21 protein-coding genes and 1 pseudogene are annotated in these 25,325 nt (G+C 67.9%); 8 read left to right on the top strand and 14 right to left on the bottom strand.

Features of this window, described 5'->3' with window-relative positions:
* Window position 1: 1 nt before the first annotated feature.
* Entirely contained in the window at window positions 2–601 is a 600-nt protein-coding gene (locus C4F17_RS23120) for a YqgE/AlgH family protein (protein ID WP_081268859.1), read from the bottom strand.
* Between C4F17_RS23120 and C4F17_RS23115 the strand changes: the two genes are divergently transcribed.
* Entirely contained in the window at window positions 602–2,101 is a 1,500-nt protein-coding gene (locus C4F17_RS23115) for a cryptochrome/photolyase family protein (protein ID WP_081268860.1), read from the top strand.
* Between the two features lie 46 nt (window positions 2,102–2,147).
* Here C4F17_RS23115 and C4F17_RS23110 read toward each other — a convergent pair whose 3' ends face one another.
* The 6 genes from C4F17_RS23110 to C4F17_RS23085 form a co-directional block, all read right to left on the bottom strand.
* Window positions 2,148–8,351 (bottom strand): hybrid sensor histidine kinase/response regulator, encoded by a 6,204-nt coding sequence (locus C4F17_RS23110; protein ID WP_106936803.1) that lies wholly within the window; start codon window positions 8,349–8,351, stop codon window positions 2,148–2,150.
* Window positions 8,352–8,535: 184 nt separating this feature from the next.
* On the bottom strand, window positions 8,536–10,842 hold the full coding sequence (locus C4F17_RS23105) for a methyl-accepting chemotaxis protein (protein WP_106936802.1): 2,307 nt from the start codon (window positions 10,840–10,842) through the stop codon (window positions 8,536–8,538).
* 42 nt (window positions 10,843–10,884) lie between these two features.
* Window positions 10,885–11,418 carry a chemotaxis protein CheW gene (locus C4F17_RS23100; RefSeq protein ID WP_081271089.1) on the bottom strand — a complete coding sequence of 178 codons (534 nt, stop codon included), beginning with the start codon at window positions 11,416–11,418 and terminating at the stop codon, window positions 10,885–10,887.
* Window positions 11,419–11,437: 19 nt separating this feature from the next.
* Window positions 11,438–11,803: a response regulator transcription factor gene (locus tag C4F17_RS23095; RefSeq protein ID WP_081271090.1), complete on the bottom strand. Its 366-nt coding sequence runs from the start codon at window positions 11,801–11,803 to the stop codon at window positions 11,438–11,440.
* Window positions 11,803–12,201 carry a response regulator gene (locus C4F17_RS23090; protein WP_081271091.1) on the bottom strand — a complete coding sequence of 133 codons (399 nt, stop codon included), beginning with the start codon at window positions 12,199–12,201 and terminating at the stop codon, window positions 11,803–11,805. The genes C4F17_RS23095 and C4F17_RS23090 overlap by 1 nt, the downstream gene beginning before the upstream one ends.
* A gap of 84 nt (window positions 12,202–12,285) precedes the next feature.
* Complete coding sequence (locus tag C4F17_RS23085) at window positions 12,286–12,456, bottom strand: rubredoxin (protein ID WP_007838397.1); 171 nt, start codon at window positions 12,454–12,456, stop codon at window positions 12,286–12,288.
* Window positions 12,457–12,567: 111 nt separating this feature from the next.
* Between C4F17_RS23085 and thiD the strand changes: the two genes are divergently transcribed.
* The 3 genes from thiD to C4F17_RS23070 are packed head-to-tail and all read left to right on the top strand — an operon-like array spanning window position 12,568 to window position 15,314.
* On the top strand, window positions 12,568–13,530 hold the full coding sequence (gene thiD, locus C4F17_RS23080; protein ID WP_106936801.1) for a bifunctional hydroxymethylpyrimidine kinase/phosphomethylpyrimidine kinase: 963 nt from the start codon (window positions 12,568–12,570) through the stop codon (window positions 13,528–13,530).
* A 17-nt stretch (window positions 13,531–13,547) separates the two neighbouring features.
* Window positions 13,548–14,828: a glutamate-1-semialdehyde 2,1-aminomutase gene (gene hemL / locus C4F17_RS23075; RefSeq protein ID WP_106936800.1), complete on the top strand. Its 1,281-nt coding sequence runs from the start codon at window positions 13,548–13,550 to the stop codon at window positions 14,826–14,828.
* Between the two features lie 3 nt (window positions 14,829–14,831).
* Window positions 14,832–15,314, top strand: a complete 483-nt coding sequence (locus C4F17_RS23070) for a hypothetical protein (RefSeq protein ID WP_106936799.1) — start codon at window positions 14,832–14,834, stop codon at window positions 15,312–15,314.
* A 31-nt stretch (window positions 15,315–15,345) separates the two neighbouring features.
* On the opposite strand, the gene purH is transcribed toward C4F17_RS23070, so the two are convergent.
* From purH to dusB, 3 genes are read right to left on the bottom strand one after another with little or no spacing between them, the layout of a single operon-like run.
* Window positions 15,346–16,953 carry a bifunctional phosphoribosylaminoimidazolecarboxamide formyltransferase/IMP cyclohydrolase gene (purH, locus tag C4F17_RS23065; protein WP_106936798.1) on the bottom strand — a complete coding sequence of 536 codons (1,608 nt, stop codon included), beginning with the start codon at window positions 16,951–16,953 and terminating at the stop codon, window positions 15,346–15,348.
* A 15-nt stretch (window positions 16,954–16,968) separates the two neighbouring features.
* On the bottom strand, window positions 16,969–17,205 hold the full coding sequence (locus C4F17_RS23060) for a Fis family transcriptional regulator (RefSeq protein ID WP_007838304.1): 237 nt from the start codon (window positions 17,203–17,205) through the stop codon (window positions 16,969–16,971).
* Window positions 17,206–17,222: 17 nt separating this feature from the next.
* Window positions 17,223–18,284 carry a tRNA dihydrouridine synthase DusB gene (gene dusB / locus C4F17_RS23055; RefSeq protein ID WP_106936797.1) on the bottom strand — a complete coding sequence of 354 codons (1,062 nt, stop codon included), beginning with the start codon at window positions 18,282–18,284 and terminating at the stop codon, window positions 17,223–17,225.
* A 172-nt stretch (window positions 18,285–18,456) separates the two neighbouring features.
* Between dusB and C4F17_RS23050 the strand changes: the two genes are divergently transcribed.
* Window positions 18,457–18,921: a YqaA family protein gene (locus tag C4F17_RS23050; protein WP_081271097.1), complete on the top strand. Its 465-nt coding sequence runs from the start codon at window positions 18,457–18,459 to the stop codon at window positions 18,919–18,921.
* Between the two features lie 21 nt (window positions 18,922–18,942).
* On the opposite strand, the gene C4F17_RS23045 is transcribed toward C4F17_RS23050, so the two are convergent.
* The 4 genes and pseudogenes from C4F17_RS23045 to ychF all read right to left on the bottom strand — a co-directional run bounded on the left by C4F17_RS23045 (window position 18,943) and on the right by ychF (window position 21,492).
* Window positions 18,943–19,617, bottom strand: coding sequence for a glutathione S-transferase (locus C4F17_RS23045; protein WP_106936796.1), 675 nt, complete (start codon window positions 19,615–19,617; stop codon window positions 18,943–18,945).
* Between the two features lie 53 nt (window positions 19,618–19,670).
* Complete coding sequence (locus C4F17_RS23040) at window positions 19,671–19,856, bottom strand: hypothetical protein (protein ID WP_081271099.1); 186 nt, start codon at window positions 19,854–19,856, stop codon at window positions 19,671–19,673.
* Window positions 19,853–20,375, bottom strand: a pseudogene (locus C4F17_RS23035) (zeta toxin family protein). Before C4F17_RS23035 ends, C4F17_RS23040 begins: the two are co-directional and overlap by 4 nt.
* A gap of 25 nt (window positions 20,376–20,400) precedes the next feature.
* Window positions 20,401–21,492: a redox-regulated ATPase YchF gene (gene ychF, locus C4F17_RS23030; RefSeq protein WP_081271101.1), complete on the bottom strand. Its 1,092-nt coding sequence runs from the start codon at window positions 21,490–21,492 to the stop codon at window positions 20,401–20,403.
* Window positions 21,493–21,714: 222 nt separating this feature from the next.
* Here ychF and C4F17_RS23025 point away from each other — a divergent pair, with 222 nt between their 5' ends.
* The 3 genes from C4F17_RS23025 to C4F17_RS23015 are packed head-to-tail and all read left to right on the top strand — an operon-like array spanning window position 21,715 to window position 25,307.
* A complete protein-coding gene (locus C4F17_RS23025) occupies window positions 21,715–22,668 on the top strand; it encodes a sugar ABC transporter substrate-binding protein (protein ID WP_081271102.1) in 954 nt (317 codons plus the stop codon).
* A gap of 51 nt (window positions 22,669–22,719) precedes the next feature.
* Window positions 22,720–24,315 (top strand): sugar ABC transporter ATP-binding protein, encoded by a 1,596-nt coding sequence (locus tag C4F17_RS23020; RefSeq protein WP_106936794.1) that lies wholly within the window; start codon window positions 22,720–22,722, stop codon window positions 24,313–24,315.
* Complete coding sequence (locus C4F17_RS23015; RefSeq protein WP_106936793.1) at window positions 24,312–25,307, top strand: ABC transporter permease; 996 nt, start codon at window positions 24,312–24,314, stop codon at window positions 25,305–25,307. The genes C4F17_RS23020 and C4F17_RS23015 overlap by 4 nt, the downstream gene beginning before the upstream one ends.
* The last annotated feature ends 18 nt before the right edge of the window (window positions 25,308–25,325 follow it).

Genomic DNA, 25,325 nt, shown 5'->3' with positions numbered 1-25,325 from the left:
TTCAGGCGTGTCCGGCCAGCGGGGAAAGCTTCCAGGCCTCCAGGCCCAGCAGCAGCAGCGCCTTGTCGTAGCGCTGGTCGACCGGCGTGTCGAAGATCACGGCCGGGTCTGCGCCGACGGTGAGCCAGCTGTTTTCGGCCAGTTCCGACTCGAGCTGGCCCTCGCCCCAGGCCGAATAGCCCAGCGAGACCAGCACCTTGCGCGGGCCGGCGCCGGTGGCCAGGGCCTCCAGCACGTCCTTGGAGGTGGTCATCTCCAGGCCGCCGGGGATGGTCATGGTGGAGGCGTAGACCGATTCCTCGGGCTTCTCGGCCTGGGTGAAGACGGGCTCGTGCAGCACGAAGCCGCGCTCGGTCTGGACCGGGCCGCCCTGGAAGACGGGGGCCTCGCCCAGCTCGGGGCGGGCCAGGTGCAGTTCGATCTTCTCGAAAAGCACCTTGAGGTTGATGTCGCTGGGTTTGTTGATCACCAGCCCGAGCGCGCCGCGCTCGCTGTGTTCGCAGAGGTACACGACGCTGCGGTTGAAAGTTTTGTCTTCCATCCCGGGCATCGCTATCAAAAAGTGATGCGTGAGGTTCATCGGGGCAGAATCGGCAGCCATATGCCTCCGATTTTACTGGCCGTCGACAAGACCTATCCCAAAGGGCTCATGTGGTTCCGCCGCGACCTTCGCGTGGACGACAACGCTGCCCTCTACCGCGCGCTGCGAGCCTGCCGTCAGGTCGTCTGCGTTTTCGTATTCGACAAGGCGATCCTGGATCCGCTGCCCACCGTCGACCGGCGGGTGGAATTCATCCGCGAATCCCTGGTGGAGCTGGAAGCCGAGCTGCGCGCGCTGGGCGGCGGGCTCATCGTGCGGCACGGGCTGGCCGCGCATGAGATCCCGGCGCTGGCCCGCGACCTCGACGTGCAGGCCGTGTTCGCCAACCGCGACGACGAGCCCGACGCGCTGGAGCGCGACGCCAAGGTGTTCGGCGCGCTGGCCAACGCCGGCGTCACCTTCCACACCTACAAGGACTCGACCGTCTTCGACCGCGACGAGGTCATGACCAAGACCGGCCAGCCGTACACGGTGTTCACGCCCTACAAGCGGGCCTGGCTGGCCAAGGTCGACTCGTTCTTCCTCAAGTCGTACCCGGTGCGCGGCCATGCCGACGCGCTGGCGCCGCCACCCGAGGCCTACCGCGAGCCGGTGCCCACGCTGCGCGAGATCGGCTTCGAGAAAAGCAACCTGTCGACGCTGGAAATGCCGACCGGCACCAAGGGCGCCGGCGCGCTGTTCGAAGATTTCTTCGAGCGCATCGACCGCTACGACGAAGCCCGCAACTTCCCGGCGGTGCGCGGCCCCAGCTACATGGGCGTGCACCTGCGCTTCGGCACGGTGTCGATCCGGCAGATGGCGAGCCTGGCGCACCAGCTCTCGCTGCAGGGCAATGCCGGGGCGGCGACCTGGCTCAGCGAGCTGATCTGGCGCGACTTCTACTTCCAGATCCTGGCGCACTTCCCGCACGTGCACACCGGCGGCGAGTCGAAGAGCTTCCGCCCCGAGTACGACAAGATCCAGTGGCACCACGGCAAGCATGCCGACCAGCTGTTCGACGCCTGGTGCCAGGGCCGCACCGGCTACCCGCTGGTGGACGCGGCCATGCTGCAGATCAACCAGAGCGGCTACATGCACAACCGCCTGCGCATGGTGGTGGCGAGCTTCCTGTGCAAGGACCTGGGGCTGGACTGGCGGCGCGGCGAGGCCTACTTCGCGCTGCACCTGAACGACTTCGAGCTGGCGTCCAACAACGGCGGCTGGCAGTGGGCCAGCTCGAGCGGCTGCGACGCGCAGCCTTACTTCCGCATCTTCAACCCGGTGACGCAGAGCGAGCGCTTCGACCCCGAAGGCAAGTTCATCCGCCGCTACCTGCCGCAGCTGGCGGGGCTGTCGAACGCGGCGATCCACGCGCCCTGGATGGCGTCGCCGGTGGAGCTGGAGGCGGCAGGCATCAAGCTCGGCGAGACCTATCCCAAGCCGGTGGTCGACCACGCCGAGGCGCGCGAGAAGACGCTGCAGCGCTATGGCGTGGCGCGGGCCAAGGCGCTGCAGAAATGAAAAAGGGGCCGCGAGGCCCCTTTCCGTTTCCGGGCAGGCGCGAACCTCAGGCGGCAGCCGCCACCAGCGCCGGCTCGCTCGTGTACGCACGCACCAGGCGCAGCAGTTCTTCTTCCGAATACGGCTTGCCCAGGTAGTGGTTCACGCCCAGCGTGCGCGCGTAGTCGCGGTGCTTCTCGGCGATGCGCGAGGTGATCATGATGATCGGCAGCTCGGCCAGGCCGGCGTCGGCGCGGATGTTGCGGGCCAGGTCGAAGCCGTCCATGCGCGGCATCTCGATGTCCGACAGCACCACCGCCGGGCGCTCCTGCTGCAGCCGTTCGAGCGCCTGCAGGCCGTCGGCCGCGAGCGACACCCGGTAGCCTTCGCGCTGCAGCAGGCGCTGCGTGACGCGGCGCACGGTGATGGAGTCGTCCACCACCAGCACCAGCGGAATCTGCGGCGCCACCGGTGCCAGCAGCGCCGGCTCCTGCGGCACGCCCTGCTGCGCCTCGGCCGACCCCGTGCGGGCCGGTGCCGCCGCCAGCGCGGCAGCCTGGCGCTCGCGCGCCTGCTCGCCGTGCACCGCCGCCAGCGCCACCGGGTTGTAGATCAGCGCCACTGCGCCCGAGGCCAGCACCGAGATGCCGGCCAGGCCGGGCAGCCGCGCGAGCTGCGGGCCGAGGTTCTTCACCACGACTTCCTGGTTGCCCAGCACTTCGTCCACGTGCAGCGCCACGCGCTGCGCCGCGCTTCGCACGACCACGAGCGTGTTGTTCTTGGCCGCCGCGTGTTCGCTTCGGGCGGAGGCCTGCAGCAGCGCGCCGGCCCAGTAGAACGGCACCTGCTCGCTGCCGAAGGGATGGCTGTTGTGCAGGTAGGCCGCTTCCAGGTCGGTGCCGCTCACGCGCTGCACCAGTTCCACCAGGTTCGACGGCACGCCGATCGACACATCGCCCGCGCGCAGCATCACCACGTGCGTCACGGCGGTGGTCAGCGGCAGCACCAGCTTGAAGGTGGTGCCCTGGCCCGGCGTGCTGTGCGTTTCGATGCGGCCGCCGAGCGCGGCGATCTGCGCGCGCACCACGTCCATGCCGATGCCGCGGCCGGCCAGCTCGGAGACCTGCCCCGCCGTCGAGAAGCCGGGCTTGAAGATCAGCTCGGTGGCTTCCTCGGCGGACAGCTCCTGGTCGGCGCCGATCAGGCCCAGCACGCGGGCGCGCTCGGCGATGCGCTTGTTGTCCAGGCCGGCGCCGTCGTCGCGGAAGCTCACCGAGACGTCGTTGCCCTCATGGTGCAGGTCGATGACGATCAGCCCGCTGGCGTCCTTGCCGGCCTTCTCGCGCGCAGCCGCGTCCTCGATGCCGTGCGCCACGCAGTTGCGCAGCAGGTGCTCGAAGGCGGGCGTCATGCGGTCCAGCACGCCGCGGTCCATTTCGATGGAGCCGCCGACGATGTCCAGGCGCACCTGCTTGCCGGTGTCCTTGGAGGCCTGGCGCACCACGCGGTAGAGGCGGTCGGAAATGCCTTCGAACTCCACCATGCGCGTGCGCAGCAGGCCGCGCTGCAGTTCGCGCGTCTGGCGCGCCTGCACGCTGAGGTCGTCTTCCGTCGCCTGCACCGTCTTCTGCAGGGTGCGCTGCACGGTGGCCACGTCGTTCACCGACTCGGCCATCATGCGCGTGAGCTCCTGCACGCGGGTGAAGCGGTCGAACTCCAGCGGGTCGAAGCTCTGCTGCGAATCCTTGGCCTGCGCCAGGCGCGACTGCATCTGGCTTTCGGCCTGCACTTCGATGTCGCGCAGCTGCTGGCGCAGGCGGTCCAGGTTGCCCGTGAGGTCGGCGAGCGAGCCGCGCAGCTGGCCCAGTTCGGCCTCCAGGCGCGAGCGCGTGATGATGACCTCGCCGGTCTGCGCGACCAGGCGGTCGAGCAGCTGGGTGCGGATGCGCACGGCCTGACTCGACACGGCGCGCAGCGGTGCGAGCAGCGTGGGCGCCGGGCGCGGCTGCAGCGCGGATGCCGCCGTGGCCGGCGCGATGTCTTCGGCCGTGTCGTCCTCGTCGCCCGGCACGGGCGCCGCGTTCTCGTCGTTGGCCGGCACGCCGGCTTCGGGCGCGACCTGCACCAGTTGGGCGGCCGGCGCGGAAGCGCTGGCGCTCGCCACCAACTGGGCCAGCTCGACCTGCGTGGCGTCGTCGGCCGCGCGCAGCGCGTCGAAGGTGGCCTGCAGCGCGTCGAGGCGGCCGAGCAGCTTCTCGACGTCGGCGCGCTCGGCGCCCTGCGAGCCCAGGAGTTCGATCTCGGACTCCATGCGGTGCGCGCGTTCGCCCAGGCGCATAGCGCCGGCGAGGCGGGCGCTGCCCTTGAGCGTGTGCAGCGTACGCAGCACCGCGGCGCGGGGCGCGCTGTCGTCCGGGTGGTGCGCCCACTGGCGCAGCGATTCGCCCAGCTGGGGCAGCAGTTCGGCGGCCTCTTCCTCGAAGATCGGGAACAGGTCGACGTCGACCGCGTCGGCCAGGTCGATGGCGTCCTCGGAGTCGTCGAGCGCCACGTCGGCGATGCTGTCGGTGGACACCACCTGCTGCAGCGGCCGGGCTTCGGCGCGCATGGCGACTTCGGTCGGCATTGGCGAATTGGCGATGTCGCGCAGCGCCTGCAGCGTGCCTTCGGACGGGTCGCGCAGGAAGCCGACCGCGAACTGGTGCAGCAGGCGGCGCAGCTCGTCGGCCGCGGCCACCAGCACCATGCCCTGCTCGCGCGTGCCGCTGCCCTGCATCTGCAGGTGCTGCAACGCGGATTCGAACAGGCGGGCCATGCCCGACAGGCTGTGGAAGCCGACGGTGGCCGAGCTGCCGGCCAGCGAGTGGGCCAGCGCGACGGTCGAATCGGGCAGGCGCTCGTGCGATTCGAGCGCCCATTCGCCGACATCGGTCGCCAGCTGGCGGGACCATTCGTCGGCTTCGTTGAGGTAGACGTTGTAGAGCGCGATGCCGATGCGCAGCGGACCGATCACCTTGACCTGGTCTTCGGCGCTCGAGGAGACGGCGATTTCCTCGACGGCCTGGTGCGGCTGTGGCGCCTCGTGGGCAGCCTGGGCCTCGACCGGCTCCGGCAGCTCGTCGGCAACGAGGATCTGCGGCTCGACGGGCGTGGCAGGCGCCTCGACGATGGGCGCGAGCACTTCGGCGATGACAGGCTCGGGCTCGGGTGCCGGCTCCGCTTCGGGCTCGGGCTCGGGCTGGATGGCGACGAGCTCCGGCTCCGGCTCAGCCGCAACTGCAGGCTCGTGTTCGGGCTCGGCCGCCAACTGCGGCTGCGGCGCTTCTTGTTCTTCGTGCGGCTGCTCCACCGCTTCGATGACTTCGGGCTCCCGAGCCTGAACGGGCACGGGCTCCAGTTCGGGCTCCCAGGCGAGGTCGGGCAGGCTGGGCGCCGCAGGCGATTCGGGCTCGACGCCGGCCACGGGTTCGGCCTGCAGCTCGGGCTCGGCGGGCGGCGGCACCACCGGTTCGGGCTCGCTGCGCGGCTGCGTCTTGGCTGGCGCGAGGAAGTCGAACTCGTCGCCGCTGGGCAGGCTCAGCAGCGGCGCGGGTTCGGTGTTCTGCCGGGTTTCGAAATCGAGGAAGTCGGTGGATGCGAAATCGTCGTCGGCCTCGGGAGGCTGCGCGGGTTCGGCCCAATCGAGGGGCTCGAGCGCGGGTTCCTGTGCGGTGTCCCGTGCGGGTTCGGGGGCCGCATGCGCCGCGGGCGACACCGGTTCCGGCGTCAGCGACAGGTCGGGCAGGTCCGGAAGCGCCGGCATCGGCAGCGGCGCCACGGCCGGCGCCGCCACGGGCGCCTCGGCGGCGATGTGGCGCGCCGCGACCGCCAGGGCCTCGGCATCGGCCACGCGCACCGGCGGCGGCACGGGTTCGCCGGCCAGCAGTGCGTTGGCCACGCGGCTGAACGGCGCGGCCTGCCACGAATGCGGCTGGCCGGCCGCGATGGCCTCGACCCATTCGCTGAATTCGCGCAGGGTTCTTTCGGTGCCGGACAGCAGCTCGGGCGTGGCCGCGCGCTGGTCTGCCAGCCAGGTGTTGAGCACCTGTTCCAGCGACCAGGCGGCGTCGCCGAATTCGGTGAGGCCGACCATGCGCGAGCTGCCCTTCAGCGTGTGGAAGGCGCGGCGCAGGATGGTGAGCTCTTCGGTGTCGTCCGGATAGCTGGCGAGTTCGGCAATGGCCTCCAGGCCGTTCTGCACCACCTCGCGGGCCTCGTCCAGGAAGATGTTCTGCAGGTCGTCTTCTTCGAGCTCGGTGACTTCGGTGTCGGGCAACGCCGACGGGCCGGCGATCTTGTTCGTCCAGCTGTCGGCCTTGTTGCTGAATTCCTCGATCGGCGAGACCTTGGCCTTGCGGTTGGGCGTGGCCAGCGCGGCCAGCTTCGAGGCGATCTGGGCGTCGACTTCCTCGATGCTCAGCACGGCTTCGGCGGCCGGGGCCTGGCCGGCGGCGGCGCTGTCGGCGGCCGGGCTGTCGGTGGCCTGGCGGCCCATCAGCGGCTTGAGCTCGCCCGCCTCGGAGTCGAACACGAACAGGCGCTTGGCCAGCGCGGGCTGGTAGCCCAGCATGTCGATCAGGAAGCCGAGCGCGCCGAGGTTGTTGCCCAGCGCGTCGAAGCCGGCCATTTCCTCGGCCGGCGAGGCGCTGACGAGCATCGCCTCGACGTCGTCGCGCATGCGCTGCACGGTGTGCGCGGCCTGGTCGAGGCCGAGCACCGAGAACACGCCGCGCATCTGCATGAGCTGCGTCGGCACGGTGCGCAGCAGGCCTTTTTCGGCCGGCCGGCGGAAGTACTGGTCGAGCGACTTCTCGAGCTCGCTCAGGTGGCTGCGCAGCTCGTCGACCACGGTGCCCATGGTCTGGCGGTCGCTCACGCGGCGGTAGAGGTCTTCCATCCACGGCTCGAGCGGCTCGGAATGGCCGCCGCCCTGCACGCGTTCGATGCGGCCGGCCAGCTGCAGCGTGCGGGCCGTGAGCTGGGGGTCGCTCGGGTCGAGGTCTTCGAGCGCGGCTTCCAGGTAGAGCACCGAGGTGGCGACTTCCATCGCCAGTTCGGTGTCCGGCGGCCGGCCGGCGCGCAGCGAGGCCTCGACCGCGTGGGTCAGCGCATGCACCATCGGCAGGCTCGGAGGATGCAGCTTCTGCAGCGATTCGCCGAGCTGCGCGAAGGTGTCCGCCACCTGGCGCGTGCGCGATACGTCGCCGCCCGAGAGCGCCGACCACATTTCCTTGGCGGTCTCGATGCGCTTGCGGGCCTGCGAGAGCACCAGCGGATCGAAGCGGCCGAACTGCTCGACGGTGTAGTCGACGCGCGGTTCGTTGGCGATGCCCCAGGCGCTGCGCACGGTGCGCAGCGTGGGCGCTTCATCGCGCGCGGTGGGTACGGCCTGGGCGCAGAAGAACAGCAGGTCCTGCCCGAGGCGGTCGGACACCACGCTGTCGCCGCGCGCGAGCGTGGCGTATTGCAGCAGCACGCGCGAAGCGGCGCGCTTGACGTAGGCGTCGGCCGGGATCAGGCCCAGCGCCAGCGCCTCGAAGAAGCCCGCGGCCAGCGTCCAGAAGCTGGCGACGCGCGGCAGCAGCGCGCCACGGCCGAGCCCCAGGCACAGCGCATGCAGCCGGCGCGCGGCCTGCGTGTCGCCGGACTTGACCAGCTGCAGCACTTCGCGGTCGAGCCGCGACCGCACGGACGGGTCATAGGCGACCGCGGCCTGCGTGAGCGCGGGCTTGATCTCGACCCAGCGCCATGCCGTGCCCCAGAGGTCGGCGGGATGCACGCGCTCGTTGCCCACCAGTTCCAGCACGTCGCGGTACTGCGGAAACAGCGCCACCGACGACACCGGCTTGCCGGCCAGCAGGGCGTTGAGGAAATCGGTGACGGCAAAGCCGGCACGCTCGATCTTGTGAACCGCGGCTTCGGTGCAGCGCCGCGGGTCGGCAATGAAGCCCTGCACCGCGAACTCGATGGCGCCGAGCACCAGCGCGGGCGACGCATGCCCCACCATCTGCAGCGCGCCGACGGCCTGGTGCAGTTGCTGGCGGGCCATCTGCAGCGGGCCGCTCTCGGGTTCCTCGGGCGAGCCCAAGTCGCGCACGAAGCGCCGCAACGACTTGCCGACACCGTCGAGGGATTTCTGGATTTCTCCCAGCACCCAGGCCAGCGGCCCGAGGTCTTCGGTGGCCGGCACGTTGCCGGCGAGGGGGGCCGTGGCAGGGGTTTGAATCGACACGTTGGGTGCTCGCCGTTCTTTAGCTGTCAGTTTTCCGAAGGGCGCTGCGCGCCCTGAATGCACAAAGCCATCGCGGCCACTTCAAGGAACACCGCGGAACCGGCTTTGCCGGGCCGCCGGTGTTGCCCCCGGAAGGGGGTTGGCGAAGCGACACGAAGTGCGCGAAGGCTGGGGGAGAGCGTCATCACGCAATCTTGAAGCGGGCTACCGAGCGGCGCAGTTCCTCGGCCATCTGCGAGAGTTCGCGCACCTGCTGGGCCGTAGTACGCGTACCTTCTCCGGTCTGTTCCGTCACCGCAAAAATGTGCTGGATGTTCGCGGCCACCACGTTGGCCGAATCGGCTTCGCGGGAGGCGGATTGCGAAATCTGCTCGATCAGGTCGGCGAGGCGGCGCGACACGCGGTCGATCTCGGACAGCGCGGTACCCGCGTTGTCGGACAGCTTGGCCCCTTCGACCACACCCTGCGTGGAGCGCTCCATGGCGCCCACGGCATCCTGCGTGTCGGTCTGAATGGCCTTCACCAGCGCCGAGATCTGGCGCGTGGCGTCCGCGGAGCGTTCGGCCAGTCGCTGAACTTCTTCCGCCACCACCGAGAAGCCCCGGCCGGCTTCACCGGCGGATGCGGCCTGGATGGCGGCGTTCAGGGCCAGCACGTTGGTCTGTTCGGTAATGTCCGAGATCAGTTCGGTGATTTCACCGATCTCCTGCGACGACTCGCCCAGGCGCTTGATCCGCTTGGAGGTTTCCTGGATCTGGTCGCGGATGGAGTTCATGCCGCCGATGGCGTTCTGCACGGCCTGCAGGCCCGACGATGCGGCCTGCAGCGACTGGCGCGCCACCGTGGCGGACTCTTGCGCCTGGGAAGACACGCCGTTGATTCGCTCGGCCATGGTCAGCACCGACTGGCCGGTTTCGCGAATCTCGCGCAGCTGCTCGGTCGAGGCGGCCAGCAGCTCGGTCGAGGTGCTTTCCACCTGCGACGTCGTCTGCGCCACGCGGGTCGCCGTGTTCTGCACGTTGCCCACCAGCAGGCGCAGTTCTTCCACCGTGTAGTTCACCGAGTCGGCGATGGCGCCGGTGATGTCCTCGGTCACGGTGGCTTCCTGCGTCAGGTCGCCTTCGGCCACCGTCTGCAGTTCGTTCATCAGCCGAAGAATGGCGGCCTGGTTGGCGTTGTTCACGCGGCCGGCTTCTTCCGAAGCCTGCTCGGCGGCCAGACGCTCGCGCTCGGCGACGGCGGCGCGTTCGCGGCCTTCGCGCACCTGCACGAAACCGATGGCGCCGGCCAGTGCCAGGGCGGCCAGCGACAGCACGAACAGCAGCACGATGGTGCCGGCGCCCAGGCCGGTGCGCGCCGAGAGCTTGTCCTGCAGGTCGCCGAGCGACTTGCGCAGCGGTTCGCTGTCGGTCAGGATGGAAGCCTGCGCTTCGCGCGCCGCCACCAGGCCCTGCAGGTTGCCCAGAATGGCGGAGGCCTGCGTGCGCATCTGCTCGTAGGTCTTCAGGATGGCTTCGAGCTGCTCGCGCGTCTGCGGGTCCTTCGAGCCGGGGAAGCGCTGCTGCGCATTGCCGTCGAGCAGGCCGCGGGTGGTTTCCTGGAAGGTGTTCAGGTCCTTGCCGAGCAGGAACACGGCGTCGGGGTTCACACCCTCGACGGTGAAGAATTCGTTGGTCGACTTGCCGATGCGCTGGGTCAGCATCACGAGCTGGCCGGCGGCCGAGATTTCAGGCAGCGTGGCGTTCTGCTGCATCTTCAGCGACGCGACGGTTTCCGTCATTTCGAGCAGCGTGGACGACTGCTGGTTGATGTCGCGCAAAGCGGCGCCCACCTGCGTCAGGATCTGGCGCTGGGCCAGCACGGCCTTGGCGCTGGTGTCGGCGCGGGCGACGAGGGGATTGATCTTGTTCATCTCCTCGTCGTACTGGTTGCCCACGCGCTCCAGCCGCAGCGAATCGTCGCCGTTGGTCAGGCCCTGCACGCGGCGCGTGAGGTCGTCCGCGCTGTCCTTCACTTCGACGAACGCCGAGGCGCTGCCGACGAGGGCCTGCGAGATCGACTTGGCAAGACGCTGCGACTGCATCAGCGCCTGGCCGGTGGCCGCCACCTGCTGTGCCAGGCGTTCGGCGCGAAGAATGGCGGAGCCGGCCACCAGCAGCAGCAGCAACACCACCACCGCCAGCATGATCGCCAGGATGCGCTGCTGCCTGGCGGGGGCGGCGCCCACGCGGCCGCCCGAGGCGTCGGGCACGGCGTCGAGCGCGGCGGCACCGGGCTCGTTGGCGGCGTCGCCGCCGCCGGGCAGCTCGACCTCGCCGAAGCTGGTGTCGCCCGTGCCGCTCTTCCTGGCGAGCCTCACTGTCTTTTCGTCCGGAACCTGGACCGTGTCGACATCGTCGAGCGATATCGCACCGGAGCCGTCGACGGGGGCCTTGTCGTTCCCGTTGGTCACGGGCAGTAATTTCTTGAACTTGTCGGCGATCGAGCTCACGGTCGGTCCTTCAGGTGGTTTCGGGTGCTGCGTGCCGAGGCACTACGCACCAATACTCAAAAACTGGGGTTGCTGCGAAAGCGCCTGCAGGTTGACTTCCTGCCAGCGCTCCCCTGCCGCGTCGGTGTACAGATGCCCGTGCCAGGCAGGTGCTTCTGCGCCGGGAGGCTCGGAGGCCGTGAAGGCTTCCGCGCCCCGCAACCCCGCCAGTCGATCGACCAGCAACGCGCAGTTGACTTCGAGCAGCTCGTTGAAGGCAACGAGCCGCGACTGGATGCGCGCCGCCTCGGAGGCGGCCTGCGTGCCCGGGCCGCCGGCGGCGAATGCCGACAGCTGCACCACGCCGTAGAGGCCGCCGCGCAGGTTGGCCACGCCGAGGAACCAGGGCTCCGTGTAGGGCACGGGCTGCGGCGGCGTCCAGGGAAAGATCTCGCCGGCATGCCCCAGCGGGAAAAGGTATTTGCCCTCGCCCGCCTCGACCGCCAGCCACGTGGCGGCCACGCCGGTGGTGCGGGCGGCCTGCAGGCGGCTCGCCAGCCGGGACTGGAAGGCTCTCAGAGCATCGCGATTCGCCATGGACTGGGCAGGCTTTCGCTCAGTTCAGCGCGCTGATCTTGGACATCAGGTCGGCTGCGTTGACCGGCTTCACGATGTAGTCGCGCGCGCCCTGGCGCATGCCCCAGACGCGGTCGGTTTCCTGGTTCTTGCTGGTGCACAGGATGATCGGGATGGCGGCGTACTTCGGGTCGCGTGCGATGGCGCGCGTGAGCTGGAAGCCGTTCTGGCCGGGCATCACGACGTCCATCAGGATCAGGTCGGGGTGCTCTTCCTCGAGGCGGCGCATGGCGTCGTCCGCGTTCTCGGCGGTCTTGACGGCAAAGCCATTCTTCTGGAGGAGGTCGGTGAGGAAGACGAGCTCGGTCTTGGAGTCGTCGACGACGAGGATTTTGCGAATGGGCATTACTGCGCTTCCTGTTGAACGATGCCAAACTGCTGCACGGCCTGCAGCAGCTGGTCTTTGGTGAATGGCTTGGTCAGGTAGTCCTGGGAGCCGACCATGCGGCCGCGCGCCTTGTCGAATACACCGTCTTTCGAAGACAGCATGACGACGGGGACGTTGGAGAAATGAGCGTTGCGCTTGATGATGGCGCAGGTCTGGTAGCCGTCGAGCCGCGGCATCAGGATGTCGCAGAAAATCAGGTGCGGCTTGTGGTCGTTAACCTTGGAGAGCGCATCGAAACCGTCTTCCGCGAGAAGAACCTCGTGCCCGCCCTGCTTCAGAAAAATCTCGGCACTGCGCCGGATGGTGTTGCTGTCGTCGATGACCAGCACCTTGTAACCAGATCCATTCGGGCCCATTGCAAACGCTCCTGCTCATGAGACTTGGAAGCCCGCCGCGCCGAACACCGACGCAGACCGCGTAGCTCTATCTATGCCATGCTTTCAGATTTCCACCATTTCGAAGTCTTCCTTGCGCGCACCGCACTCGGGACAGGTCCAGTTCATCGGAACATCGGCCCAGGCCGTGCCTGCCGCGATACCGTCCTCTGGTACACCAACAGCTTCGTCATAGATCCACCCACAAATCAGGCACATCCAAGTTTTCGTATTCATCGGAGCTTAAAGTCCTTGTTCATTAAATGCAACGAGTGTATCTATGCGTATCTCATTAGCGGACTGTAAACGTCGCGCCTATGCCACCATCCAGGGGATGGAGCCCGGCGTATGACCATCTACTTACTTCCAGCAGATAACGCCCGCAAACCCGGCGATCTTAACGACCCCTCGCAGGCCGAGGACGAGGTTGCCGAGCGCGACCTGAATCCGCCCTGCGTGCTGGTGTTCAACGCCAGCGACCCCAGCGGCGCGGGCGGCCTGGGCGCGGACGCCCTGGCCATGGCCTCGGTGGGGGCGCACGTGCTGCCGGTCGTCACCGGCGCCTACGCCCGGGACACGGCCGAGATTTTCGACCACTTCGCCTTCGACGAGGAAGCCATCGCCGAGCAGGCGCGCTCGATCCTCGAGGACGTCGAGGTCCAGCTCATCAAGGTGGGCTTCGTCGGCACGCCCGACGCGCTGAGCACCATCGCGGAGACCGCCGCCGACTACCCCGACGTCCCCGTGGTGGCCTACATGCCCAACCTGTCATGGTGGGACGAGAACCTGATCGAGCCCTACCTGGACGCGTTCCGCGAACTCGTTCTGCCCCAGACGACCGTGTTGGTAGGAAACCACAGCACGCTGTGGCGCTGGCTGCTGCCGGACTGGAGCGGCGAGCGGCCGCCCACCGCGCGCGACATTGCCAAGGCCGCCGGCGAGTTCGGCGTGGCCTACACGCTGGTGACCGGCCTGGTGCTGCCGGACCAGTTCATCGACAACGTGCTGGCCTCGCCGCAGTCGGTGCTCACGAGCGAAAAGTACGAACGCCTCGAAGCCGTGTTCACCGGCGCCGGCGACACCCTGTCGGCCGCGCTGGCCGCCCTGCTGGCCAGCGGCACCGACCTCGTGGCCGCGACCACCGAAGCGCTGGCCTACATGGACCGCTGCCTCGACGCGGGCTTTCGCCCCGGCATGGGCCACGTGCTGCCCGACCGCCTCTTCTGGGCCGAACCGGAAGACGACGAAGACGATGAAGACCCGGACGCGCCGCCCGACTTCGCCCTCCCCCCACACGACACCCGACACTGACTGATCAACCCGACCCGATGACCGACCGCAACGACACCCTTTTCGAACGCGCCCGCGCCGTGATCCCCGGCGGCGTCAACTCGCCCGTGCGCGCCTTCAAGGCCGTGGGCGGCACGCCCCGCTTCATCCAGCGCGCGCAAGGCGCCTATTTCTGGGACGCCAACGACAAGCGCTACATCGACTACATCGGCTCCTGGGGTCCGATGATCCTGGGTCATGGCCACCCGGCCGTGGTCGAGGCGGTGCAGAAGGCGGTGCTCGAAGGCTTCTCCTACGGCGCGCCGACCGAGCGCGAGATCGAACTGGCCGAGGCCATCCTCGCGCTGGTGCCGTCGATGGAAATGGTCCGCCTGGTCAGCTCGGGCACCGAGGCTGCCATGAGCGCGCTGCGCCTGGCGCGCGGCGCCACCGGGCGCAAGAGCATCGTCAAGTTCGAGGGCTGCTATCACGGCCACGCCGATGCGCTGCTCGTGAAGGCCGGCTCCGGCCTCGCCACCTTCGGCAACCCGACCTCGGCAGGCGTGCCGCCCGAGGTGGTGCAGCACACCATCGTGCTGGAGTACAACAACCTGCAGCAGCTGGAAGAAGCCTTCGCGCTGCACGGCAAGGACATTGCCTGCCTGATGATCGAGGCCATTGCCGGCAACATGAACTTCGTGCGCGCGACGCCCGAGTTCGCCAGGCGCTGCCGCGAGCTGTGCACGCAGCACGGCGCGCTGCTGGTGTTCGACGAAGTGATGACGGGCTTTCGCGTGGGCCTGCATGGCGCGCAAGGCGTGCTGGGCATCAAGCCCGACCTCACGGTGCTGGGCAAGGTCATCGGCGGCGGCATGCCGCTCGCGGCCTTCGGCGGGCCGCGCGCGATCATGGAACAGCTCGCGCCGCTGGGTCCGGTCTACCAGGCCGGCACGCTGTCGGGCAATCCGGTGGCCACGGCCTGCGGCCTCGCCACGCTGAAGGAAATCGCCAAGCCCGGTTTCTACGAGGCGCTGGGCCAGAAGACGCGCTCGCTGGTCGACGGCCTGCAGGCCGCCGCGGCCGCCGAAGGCCAGCCCTTCAATGCCGACAGCGAAGGCGGCATGTTCGGCTTCTTCCTCATGAAAGACCTGCCGCAAAACTATGCCACCGTGATGACAACCGACAACGCGAAATTCAATGCGTTGTTTCACGGTTTGCTCGATCGCGGCGTGTATATTGCCCCCGCGCTTTACGAGGCAGGCTTCGTGAGCGCAGCCCACAGCGACGACGACATCGCCGCCACCATCGAAGCCGCAAGACAAATCTTCAGAACCCCCTAGCCCATGAACTCCCTGCGCACGCTGCCGGCCTTGAGCATCGCTCTTCTCATTCCCGGCCTCGCGTCAGCGCAGGACTCCTTCGACCTGAAGAACGTCTGGATCAACCCGGGCTTCTACTCGGCGCACTTCGACGGCGGCAAGGGGCTGGAAAACGTCAACCAGGGCCTGGGCTTCGAGTACCCGCTGAACGACACGTACCGTGTCACGGCGGGAACCTTCCGCAACAGCGACCGCCGGCAGTCGAACTACCTCGGGCTGTATGTGCTGCCCATCGAGTTCTACGGCGTGAAGTTCGGCGCCGTGGTCGGCGGCTTCGACGGCTACCCCAACTACCGCAACGGCAACTGGTTCCCGGCCATCCTGCCGGTGGCCGCCATCGAAGGCAAGAACTGGGGCCTGAACATCGCGTACGTACCGACGATCAAGAACCGGCTGTACGGCGCCGTCACTTTTCAATTGAAGTACCGGTTCGGCAACCACGAGTAAATCGCGGTCGCCGAACCTCGGCTTCCGCCGATCAGTGCCTGAAGTGGCGCACGCCTGACAGCACCATCACCACGCCGCGCTCGTCGGCTGCGTCGATCACTTCCTGGTCGCGCATCGAGCCGCCCGGCTGGATGACGCAGCTCGCGCCCGCGTCCACCACCACGTCGAGGCCGTCGCGGAACGGGAAGAAGGCGTCGCTGGCCACTGCGGTGTCCTTCAGCGAGAGGCCGGCGTGCTCGGCCTTGATGCTGGCGATGCGCGCGGAGTCGAGGCGGCTCATCTGGCCGGCGCCCACGCCCATCGTCATGCCGTTGGCGCAGAAGACGATCGCGTTGCTCTTCACGTACTTCGCGACCTTCCATGCGAACAGCAGGTCCTGCAGCTGCTGCGGCGTGGGTTGCTTCTTGCTGACCACCTTCAGGTCGTTGATCGACAGCTCGTGGTTGTCGGCGGTCTGGATCAGCAGGCCCGAGCCGACGCGCTTGACGTCCATGGCGTTGCGGCCGTTGTCCCAGTCGGTGGTTCCCCCCTTGGGCAGCGCGATTTCGAGCACGCGCACGTTGAGCTTGGCCTTGGTGGCCTGGAACACTTCGAGCGCCTCGGGGGTGTAGCCCGGCGCCATCAGCACTTCGACGAACTGCTTGGCAATTTCTTGCGCGGTGGCGCCGTCGACCGGGCGGTTGAAGGCGATGATGCCGCCGAAGGCCGAGGTGGGGTCGGTCTTGAAGGCCTTGACGTAGGCTTCGGCCGCGTCCTTGCCCACCGCCACGCCGCAGGGGTTGGCGTGCTTCACGATCACGCAGGCCGGCACGTCGAAGCTCTTAACGCATTCCCACGCCGCATCGGCGTCGGCGATGTTGTTGTAGCTGAGTTCCTTGCCCTGCAGCTGCTTCGCCGACACCAGCGAGCCGGGCGCCGGGTACAGGTCGCGGTAGAACGCAGCCTGCTGGTGCGGGTTCTCGCCGTAGCGCAGGTCCTGCACCTTCACGAAGCGGCCGTTGCTCTGCGCGGGGAACAGCGAGCGCTTGGGCGCGCCCTGGCCGATGCTGGCGTCGAAGTCGATGGCCGAGAGGTAGTCGCTGATGGCGCCGTCGTAGTCGGCGATGCGGTTGAACGCGGCCACCGAGAACGCGAACTTGGTCTTGTCGCTGAGCTTGCCGTCGGCCTTCAGCTCGGCCAGCGCCACGGCGTATTGCGAGGCGTCGGTCAGCACGCCGACGTCCTTCCAGTTCTTGGCCGCGCTGCGCACCATGGCCGGGCCGCCGATGTCGATGTTCTCGATCGCGTCCTCGAGCGTGCAGCCGGGCTTGGCCACGGTGGCTTCGAACGGATAGAGGTTGACGATCAGCAGGTCGATGGTGTCGATGCCGTGTTCCTTGATGGCCGCCACGTGCGCCGGCAGGTCGCGGCGCGCCAGCAGGCCGCCGTGGATCTTCGGGTGCAGCGTCTTCACGCGGCCGTCGAGCATTTCGGGAAAGCCGGTGTGGTCGGCGACCTCGGTCACCGGCAGGCCGGCGTCGGCCAGCAGCTTGGCGGTGCCGCCGGTGGACAGCAGCTTGATGCCCAGCGCATGCAGCGCCTGTGCGAATTCGAGGATGCCGGTCTTGTCGGATACGGAGATGAGTGCAGTCTGAGCCATGGATATGCCGTGGAGTTATTTCAAAAGTTTGTGCTCGACCAATTTCTTGCGGAGCGTGTTTCTGTTCAGGCCGAGCCATTGCGCGGCCTTCGACTGGTTGCCCTCGGCGCGCGTCATCACGACATCGAGCAGGGGTTTCTCGACCACGCGCACGAGCATTTCGTACATGCCGTCGGGTTCGGTGCCGCGCAGATCGCGAAAGTAGCTGTCCAGACTGGTGCGCACGCAGTCCTCGATGTGTTTCTTGCTCATTGCTTCTTCTCTTCTTCTCAATCGACGGCGCAAGCCGCCTCCTCTTCACCAGACAGCTCGCTGTCTGCCTCGTGCTGCACGGGTATGCGTTCCATGCGGTCCGCCAGCCCGTCGAAATAGTCGCCGACCGCGCGCAGCTGCTCGCCGCAGTCCTCGATGGTGTTCATGCGCGCGCGAAACGCCTCGCCCTCGGGCAGGGTGCGCACGTACCAGCCGATGTGCTTGCGCGCCGTGCGCACGCCGCTGTAGTCGCCGTACAGCGCATAGTGCTCCACGAGATGGTCGAGCAGCAAGCGGCGCACTTCCGCCACCAGCGGCGGCGCGCGGTGCGTGCCGGTTTCGAGGAAGTGCGCGATCTCGCGGAAGATCCACGGCCGGCCCTGCGCGGCGCGGCCGACCATCACCGCGTCGGCGCCGGTGGCCGCGAGCACGTCGCGCGCCTTCTCGGGCGAACGGATGTCGCCGTTGGCCACCACCGGCACGCGCACCGCGGCCTTCACGGCGGCGATGGTGTCGTATTCGGCGTGGCCCTTGTAGCCCTGCTCCCGCGTGCGGCCGTGCACCGTGAGCATCTGCACGCCGGCCGACTCGAAGTCGCGCGCCAGCTTCACGGCGTTGCGGTGGTCGTGGCTCCAGCCGGTGCGCATCTTCAGCGTGACCGGCACATTGAAGGGCCGCGCTGCATCGACCACCGCCTGCACGATCTCCAGCGCCAGCGGCTCGTCGCGCATCAGCGCCGAGCCCGCCCATTTGTTGCAGACCTTCTTGGCCGGGCAACCCATGTTGATGTCGATGATCTGCGCGCCGCGCTCGATGTTGTAGACCGTGGCCTCGGCCATCATGTCGGCGTCGGTGCCTGCGATCTGCACCGCAATGGGGCCCGGTTCGCCGTCATGGTTGGCGCGCCGTGATGTCTTGAGCGTGCCCCAAAGCTCCTTGCGCGACGTGACCATCTCGCTGACCGCGTAGCCCGCGCCCAGCGCACGGCACAACATGCGGAAGGGCCGGTCCGTCACGCCGGCCATGGGCGCGACGAACAGGCGGTTTTCCAGCGTGTGGTTGCCGATCTGCAAGGTCATTTGGGAGGAAGCGGTGCGCGTTCGGCTGCTGAAAAATGAGGCACGATTGTAGCCACGTGGCATTTCAGCGACTGAAACGATTTGCGCTTGGGTACCCGTGAAAACACGGGTGCGTGCCGGGGCCTTATCCCACGCGGGCGCGACGTGAGCGCTGCCTATACTGCGCGACCTTATGCAAGCCTGGCTCGACTCCCTCCTGGCGCTGATGGCGCTGCCGCAGTACGGTCTCTCGACCCTGTTCGTCGCAGCGTTCGTCTCGGCGACCCTTCTGCCGGTGGGCTCCGAGCCCGTGCTCTTCGGCCTGCTCAAGCTCAACCCGGACATGTTCTGGCCGGCCATCGCGGTCGCGACGGTGGGCAACACGCTGGGGGGCGCGGTCGACTGGTGGATGGGCTACGGCGCGCACAAGGTGGCCGACAAATACTCGCACTCGAAACACCATGTGCGGGTTTTGGGCTGGCTGGAGAAGCTCGGCCCCAAGGCCTGCCTGCTGAGCTGGCTGCCGCTGGTGGGCGATCCGCTGTGCGCGGTGGCGGGCTGGCTCAAGCTGCCGTTCTGGCCCTGCTTGGCCTACATGGCCATCGGCAAGTTCCTGCGCTACGTCACCATGACGGTGGCGCTGCTGCAGATCTTCTGATCGACTTCGCCCCGCTCCGTATCAGCTCAGCAGGCCGTAGGGACCGCCGCGCTCGAGCGCGCGCTTGTACGCCGGGCGCGCGTGGATGCGCTCCAGGTAGGCCATGAGCTTCGGCCGCTTCGCATCGAGCCCGCCGCGCGCCTGCGCCGCCTCGACCGGAAAGCTCATCTGGATGTCAGCGCCGGTGAACACGTCGCCGGCAAACCACTCGCTCTTGCCGAGCTCGGCCTCCATGAAATTCAGGTGGCTCAGGATGTTCGGATTGATGAACGCCGACTTGGTCTTGCTCGCGATGGCCTTGGCAATCGGCTTCGCGAAGAACGGCATCTTTGTGGTCTCGATGCGGTCGAACACCAGCTTGAGCAGCAGCGGCGACATCGCCGAGCCTTCGGCGAAGTGCAGCCAGTAGCGATAGCGCACCGCATCCGGCGTGCCCGGCGCGGGCGCGAGACGGCCGTTGCCGAAGCGCTCGATGAGCGTCTCCACGATCGCCCCCGACTCCGCGAGCGTGAGCCCGTCACCCGTCGTAACCACCGGTGACTTGCCCAGCGGATGCACGGCCCGCAGCGAAGCGGGCGCCAACATGGTCTGCGGATCGCGCTGGTAGTGGACGATCTCGTAAGGCAGCTCGAGCTCTTCGAGCAGCCAGAGCACGCGCTGCGAGCGCGAATTGTTGAGGTGGTGGACGGTGAGCATGGGGGCGGGCCTTGTGGAGAAATTCAGGGCGCGCGAAGTCTACCGAACAACGCCTACTTCACGCCCGCCTTGCGCAATTCCTCTGCAGTGATGCGGACCGGCTTCTGATCGCGCTGCACAACAATGGCGGTGTCCGTGCGAACGGCCGCCTCCCGCGCCGCCCGGGCCGCCCGCCGGATCGCTATCAGTGAAGCGGCCAGATCCTTGTCCTTGGCCTGCATGAGCTGTTCACGGGTCATGGTGCTTCTCCCCATTCGATGAGATCCGGCTCTTCGCCAGCGTTGTCGTAAAGCGCCCAGGCATCCACCGCAGCGCGGTACCGGTCGTCGAAATTCCGGCGCCCTGCCTCGAAACGGCGGCGAATCACATCTTCAGGAATGTGATGGCCTCCCTGCCGCACGCGTTCCGCCACCCGAGCAATCGCAAACTCCGCCGTCGGAAGCGCCAGAAAGAACAGGCTCACGTGATAGCCCAACTTCCTCCAGGCGCCAATATGGCGCAGATAACCCAGCCCTGACAACGTGGTCTCGAACGCAAAGCTCTCCCGGCGACGCACGCACTGGGCAATCTCCTCGAGCATCAGGCGCCCGGCCTTGATGGCCTCCGCCTCGGGCGCAAAGGGCGACAGCCCGGCCGCGATCAGGTCCGCATTGATGAAACGGGAAATCCGAGCTTCCTGCGGAAGGAAAGCGCGGGCAAAGGTTGTCTTGCCTGCGCCATTCGCGCCCCGCGATGATGACGATCTTCGAATGGCTCATCGGCGGGACATCTGCGCCCGGGGTATCAGGAGCTGAACAGGAAATTCATCACGTCGCCATCCTTCACGACGTATTCCTTGCCTTCCGAACGCATCTTCCCCGCGTCCTTGGCGCCCTGCTCGCCCTTGAAGGCGATGTAGTCCTCGAATGCGATGGTCTGGGCGCGGATGTAGCCCTTCTCGAAGTCGCCGTGGATCACGCCGGCGGCCTGCGGGCCGGTGTCGCCGATGTGGATGGTCCAGGCGCGCACTTCCTTCACGCCGGCGGTGAAGTAGGTCTGCAGGCCCAGCAGCTTGAATGCCGCGCGGATCAGGCGGTTCAGGCCCGGCTCTTCCTGGCCGATCTCGGCGAGGAACATCTTCTTGTCTTCGTCGTCCATCTCGGCCAGGTCGGCTTCGATCTTGGCGCAGATGGCGACCACGGGCGCGCCCTGCCTGGCGGCGTACTCGCGCAGGCGGTCGAGATACGGGTTGTTCTCGAAGCCGTCTTCCGACACGTTGCCCACGAACATCGCGGGCTTGGCGGTGATGAGCGTGAAGCTCTTGACCAGCGGCAGCTCTTCCTTGGTGAACTCGAGCGCGCGCACCGGCGTGTTCTCGTTCAGCGCGGCCTGGCAGCGCTCGAGCAGGCCGACCAGCTTCTGCGCGTCCTTGTCGCCGGAACGGGCGACCTTGGTGTGGCGGTGCAGCGCCTTCTCGACCGTGGCCAGGTCGGCCAGGCAGAGTTCGGTCTGGATCACTTCGATGTCGGAGATCGGGTCGACCTTGCCGGCCACGTGGATCACGTTCTCGTCGTCGAAGCAGCGCACCACGTTGACGGTGGCGTCGGTCTCGCGGATGTGCGCCAGGAACTTGTTGCCCAGGCCTTCGCCGGTGCTGGCGCCGGCCACCAGGCCGGCGATGTCCACGAACTCGACGATGGCGGGCACCACGCGCTCGGGCTTGACGATCTCGCTCAGCTGCGCGAGCCGGGGGTCGGGCACTTCCACCACGCCGACGTTGGGCTCGATGGTGCAGAAGGGATAGTTCTCCGCCGCGATGCCGGCCTTGGTCAGCGCATTGAAAAGGGTGGATTTACCGACGTTGGGCAGGCCGACGATGCCGCATTGCAAACTCATGGGAGGTCCTCTTGGGTAACCGGCGATTTTAGGCGAGCATGGCTGCATGCCCGCCCGGCAGGTCTTGGAACCGCTTCTTGCAACCCTGTCATCCGCCCCCGGAAAGCTCAGGGTTAGCCCCGATGGGCAAACGTTTGCGCAAACGTTTCCCTTGGTTAACATCGGGGCCCCCGGCAAAGACCGGCGTACCGCTTTGATCAACCACCCCAGGAGACATCCACCATGAAATTCACCCGCCGTACCCTGCAAAGCGCTGCTGCATTGACGCTGCTGGGCGCCATCGCCGGAACGCCCGCCTTCGCCCAGGACAAGCCGAAGGTCGCGCTGGTCATGAAGTCGCTGGCCAACGAGTTCTTCCGCACCATGGAAGACGGCGCCAAGGCGCACCAGAAGGCCCATGCCTCCGAATACACGCTGGTGGCCAACGGCATCAAGGACGAGACCGACACCTCCGCGCAGATCAAGATGGTCGAGCAGATGGTGGCGCAGAAGATCAACGCGCTGGTCATCGCGCCGGCCGATTCGAAGGCGCTGGTGCCGGTCATCAAGGCCGCCATCGACAAGGGCATCCTGGTGGTCAACATCGACAACCAGCTCGACGCCGCCGCGCTCAAGGAAAAGGGCATCCAGGTGCCGTTCGTCGGCCCCGACAACCGCGCCGGCGCCAAGCTGGTGGGCGACGCGCTCGCCAAGGAGCTGAAGTCGGGCGACAAGGTCGGCATCATCGAGGGCGTGTCGACCACCTTCAATGCGCAGCAGCGCACGCTGGGCTACCAGGACGCGATGAAGGCCGCCGGCGTGACGGTGGTGGGCGTGCAGTCCGGCCAGTGGGAAATCGACAAGGGCAACACGGTGGCCGCCGGCATGATGCGCGAGCACCCCGACCTGAAGGCGCTGCTCGCGGGCAACGACAGCATGGCGCTGGGCGCCGTGGCCGCCGTCAAGGCCGCCGGCAAGACCGGCAAGGTGCTGGTGGTGGGCTACGACAACATCGGCGCCATCAAGCCGATGCTGGCCGACGGCCGCGTGCTCGCCACGGCCGACCAGTTCGCCGCCAAGCAGGCCGTGTTCGGCATCGAGACCGCGCTGAAGGCCATCGCCGACAAGAAGAAGCAGGCCGACATGCCCGCCGAAGTGAAGACCGACGTGGTGCTGGTCACCAAGTCGTCCAAGTAAAAACAGTCTCCCGACCGAAGAAAAGAGCCTCCGTTGACCGCACCCGCCGCAATGAACGACAACCGCGCCCAGCCCGTGCTCACGCTGAGCACCATGGGCAAGGACTATGCGGCGCCGGTGCTGGACGACGTCTCGCTCGTGCTCAACGCCGGCGAAGTGCTGGCCCTCACGGGCGAGAACGGCGCCGGCAAGAGCACGCTGTCGAAGATCGTCTGCGGCCTGGTGCAGCCCACGCGCGGCCAGATGCTGCTCGACGGCAAGCCCTTTGCGCCCGGCTCGCGCCGCGACGCCGAGCGGCTTGGCGTGCGCATGGTCATGCAGGAGCTGGGCCTCGTCACCACCCTCTCGGTGGCCGAGAACCTGCTGCTCGACCGCCTGCCCAACAAGACCGGCTGGATCCGCCGCGGCAAGCTGCACGAGCTGGCCGCGCGCCAGCTCGCCAAGATCGGCATGCAGAACATCGACCCGGCCACGCCGGTGGCGCGGCTGGGCATCGGCCAGCAGCAGATGGTGGAGATCGCGCGCAACCTGCAGGACGACACGCGCGTGCTGGTGCTCGACGAGCCCACCGCCATGCTCACACCGCGAGAAACCTCGCACCTGTTCGAGCAGATCGACCTGCTGAAGGCGCGCGGCGTGGCCATCGTCTACGTGTCGCACCGCCTCGAGGAACTGCAGCGCATCGCCGACCGCGTGGCGGTGCTGCGCGACGGCCGGCTGGTGGACGTGCGTGCAATGGCCGGCGTGCGCGAATCCGAACTGGTGCAGCGCATGGTCGGCCGCGCGGTGCACGAGCACGAAGGCCGCGAGCGCCGCACCGCCGGCCCGGTGCTGCTGAGCGCGCGCGGCATCGGCCGGACGCAGGTCGTGCGCGACGTCGACATCGACCTGCGCGCGGGCGAAGTCATGGGCCTGGCCGGCCTCGTCGGCTCGGGCCGGACCGAACTGGTGCGGCTGCTGTTCGGCGCCGACCGCGCGGACCGCGGCGAGATCACCCTTCATGAAAACGGCCAGCCCGCGCAGCACGCGCGCAAGGGCTGGCGCTCGCCGATGCAGGCCATCCGCGCCGGCATCGGCCTCGTCACCGAAGACCGCAAGTCGCAGGGCCTGCTGCTGACGCAGTCGATCCGCGTGAACGCCACGCTCAGCGACCTCGGCGCCATTTCCCACGCCGGCTGGCTGCAGCGCGCCAAGGAGCGCGGCATTGCGCAGAAGCTGGTGGAACTGCTGCGCATCCGTTCGCGCAGCATCGAACAACCGGTCGCCACGCTCAGCGGCGGCAACCAGCAGAAGGTGGTGTTCGCGCGCTGGTTGCACCGCGAATGCAAGGTGCTGCTGCTCGACGAGCCCACGCGCGGCGTGGACGTGGGCGCGCGCGCCGACCTGTACGCCGAACTCGACCGCATGACCGACGCCGGCAAGGCGCTGCTGATGGTGTCGAGCGACCTGCGCGAACTGATGGCCATGTGCGACCGCATCGGCGTGATGAGCGCCGGCCGGCTGGTGGCGGTGTTCGAACGCGGCGAATGGACCGAACAATCGCTGCTGGCCGCAGCATTCAGCGACGCGGCCGGACGCGCCGCCAACAATCCGCCGACGGCATCCCCCGTTTCCGATTCGACCCCGGTCACCGCCGACACACAATGAACGCCGAAGCCTCCACGAAATCCACCCCGCCGTCCTCGCCCTCCGCACTCAAGGGCCAGCTCGGCACCTACCTGGGCCTGACGGTCGTGCTCGTGGGCATGATCGCGCTCTTCGGCTCGCTCAGCGAATACTTCCTGACGCGCGAGACCTTCGTCTCCATCGCCAACGAGATTCCCGCGCTGGCCGTGATGGCGGTCGGCATGACCTTCGTGCTGATCATCGCGGGCATCGATCTTTCCGTCGGCTCGGTGCTGGCGCTGAGTGCGGCCGTCACGGCGGCGGCCATCCTCGAATGGAAGCTGTCGGTGCCGGTGGCCGCGGCGCTCGGCCTCGCCACCGGGCTGGTCTGCGGCACGGTCACCGGCGCGGTGTCGGTCGCGTGGCGGCTGCCGAGCTTCATCGTCTCGCTGGGCATGCTCGAGGCGGTGCGCGGCGGTGCCTACCTGGTGACCGATTCGCGCACGCAGTACGTGGGCGACGCCATCTCGGGCCTGGCCGCGCCGTGGATCGGCGGCATCTCGGCCGCCTTCGTGCTGGCGGTGGTGCTGGTCGTCATCGGGCAGCTGGTGCTCACGCGCACGGTGTTCGGCCGCCACGTGGTGGGCATCGGCACGAACGAAGAAGCGATGCGCCTGGCAGGCGTCGACCCGCGCCCGATCCGCATCATCGTTTTCGCGGTCACCGGGCTGCTGGCCGGGCTCGCGGGCCTGATGCAGTCGGCCCGCCTCGAAGCCGCCGACCCGAATGCCGGCGTCGGCATCGAGCTGCAGGTGATCGCGGCGGTGGTGATCGGCGGCACCAGCCTCATGGGCGGACGCGGCTCGGTCATCAACACTTTCTTCGGCGTATTGATCATCGCGGTGCTGGAGGCCGGCCTCGCGCAGGTGGGGGCCAGCGAGCCGAGCAAGCGGATCATCACCGGCGCGGTGATCGTCGTGGCCGTCATCATCGACACGTTGCGCCAGCGCCGTGCCGAACGCCGGCTGGCCTGACGGCACCCGCCAACCAGG

Source organism: Variovorax sp. PMC12 (assembly GCF_003019815.1).
Classification (GTDB): Bacteria; Pseudomonadota; Gammaproteobacteria; order Burkholderiales; family Burkholderiaceae_C; genus Variovorax.
This window is presented reverse-complemented; position numbering and strand designations above follow the sequence as displayed.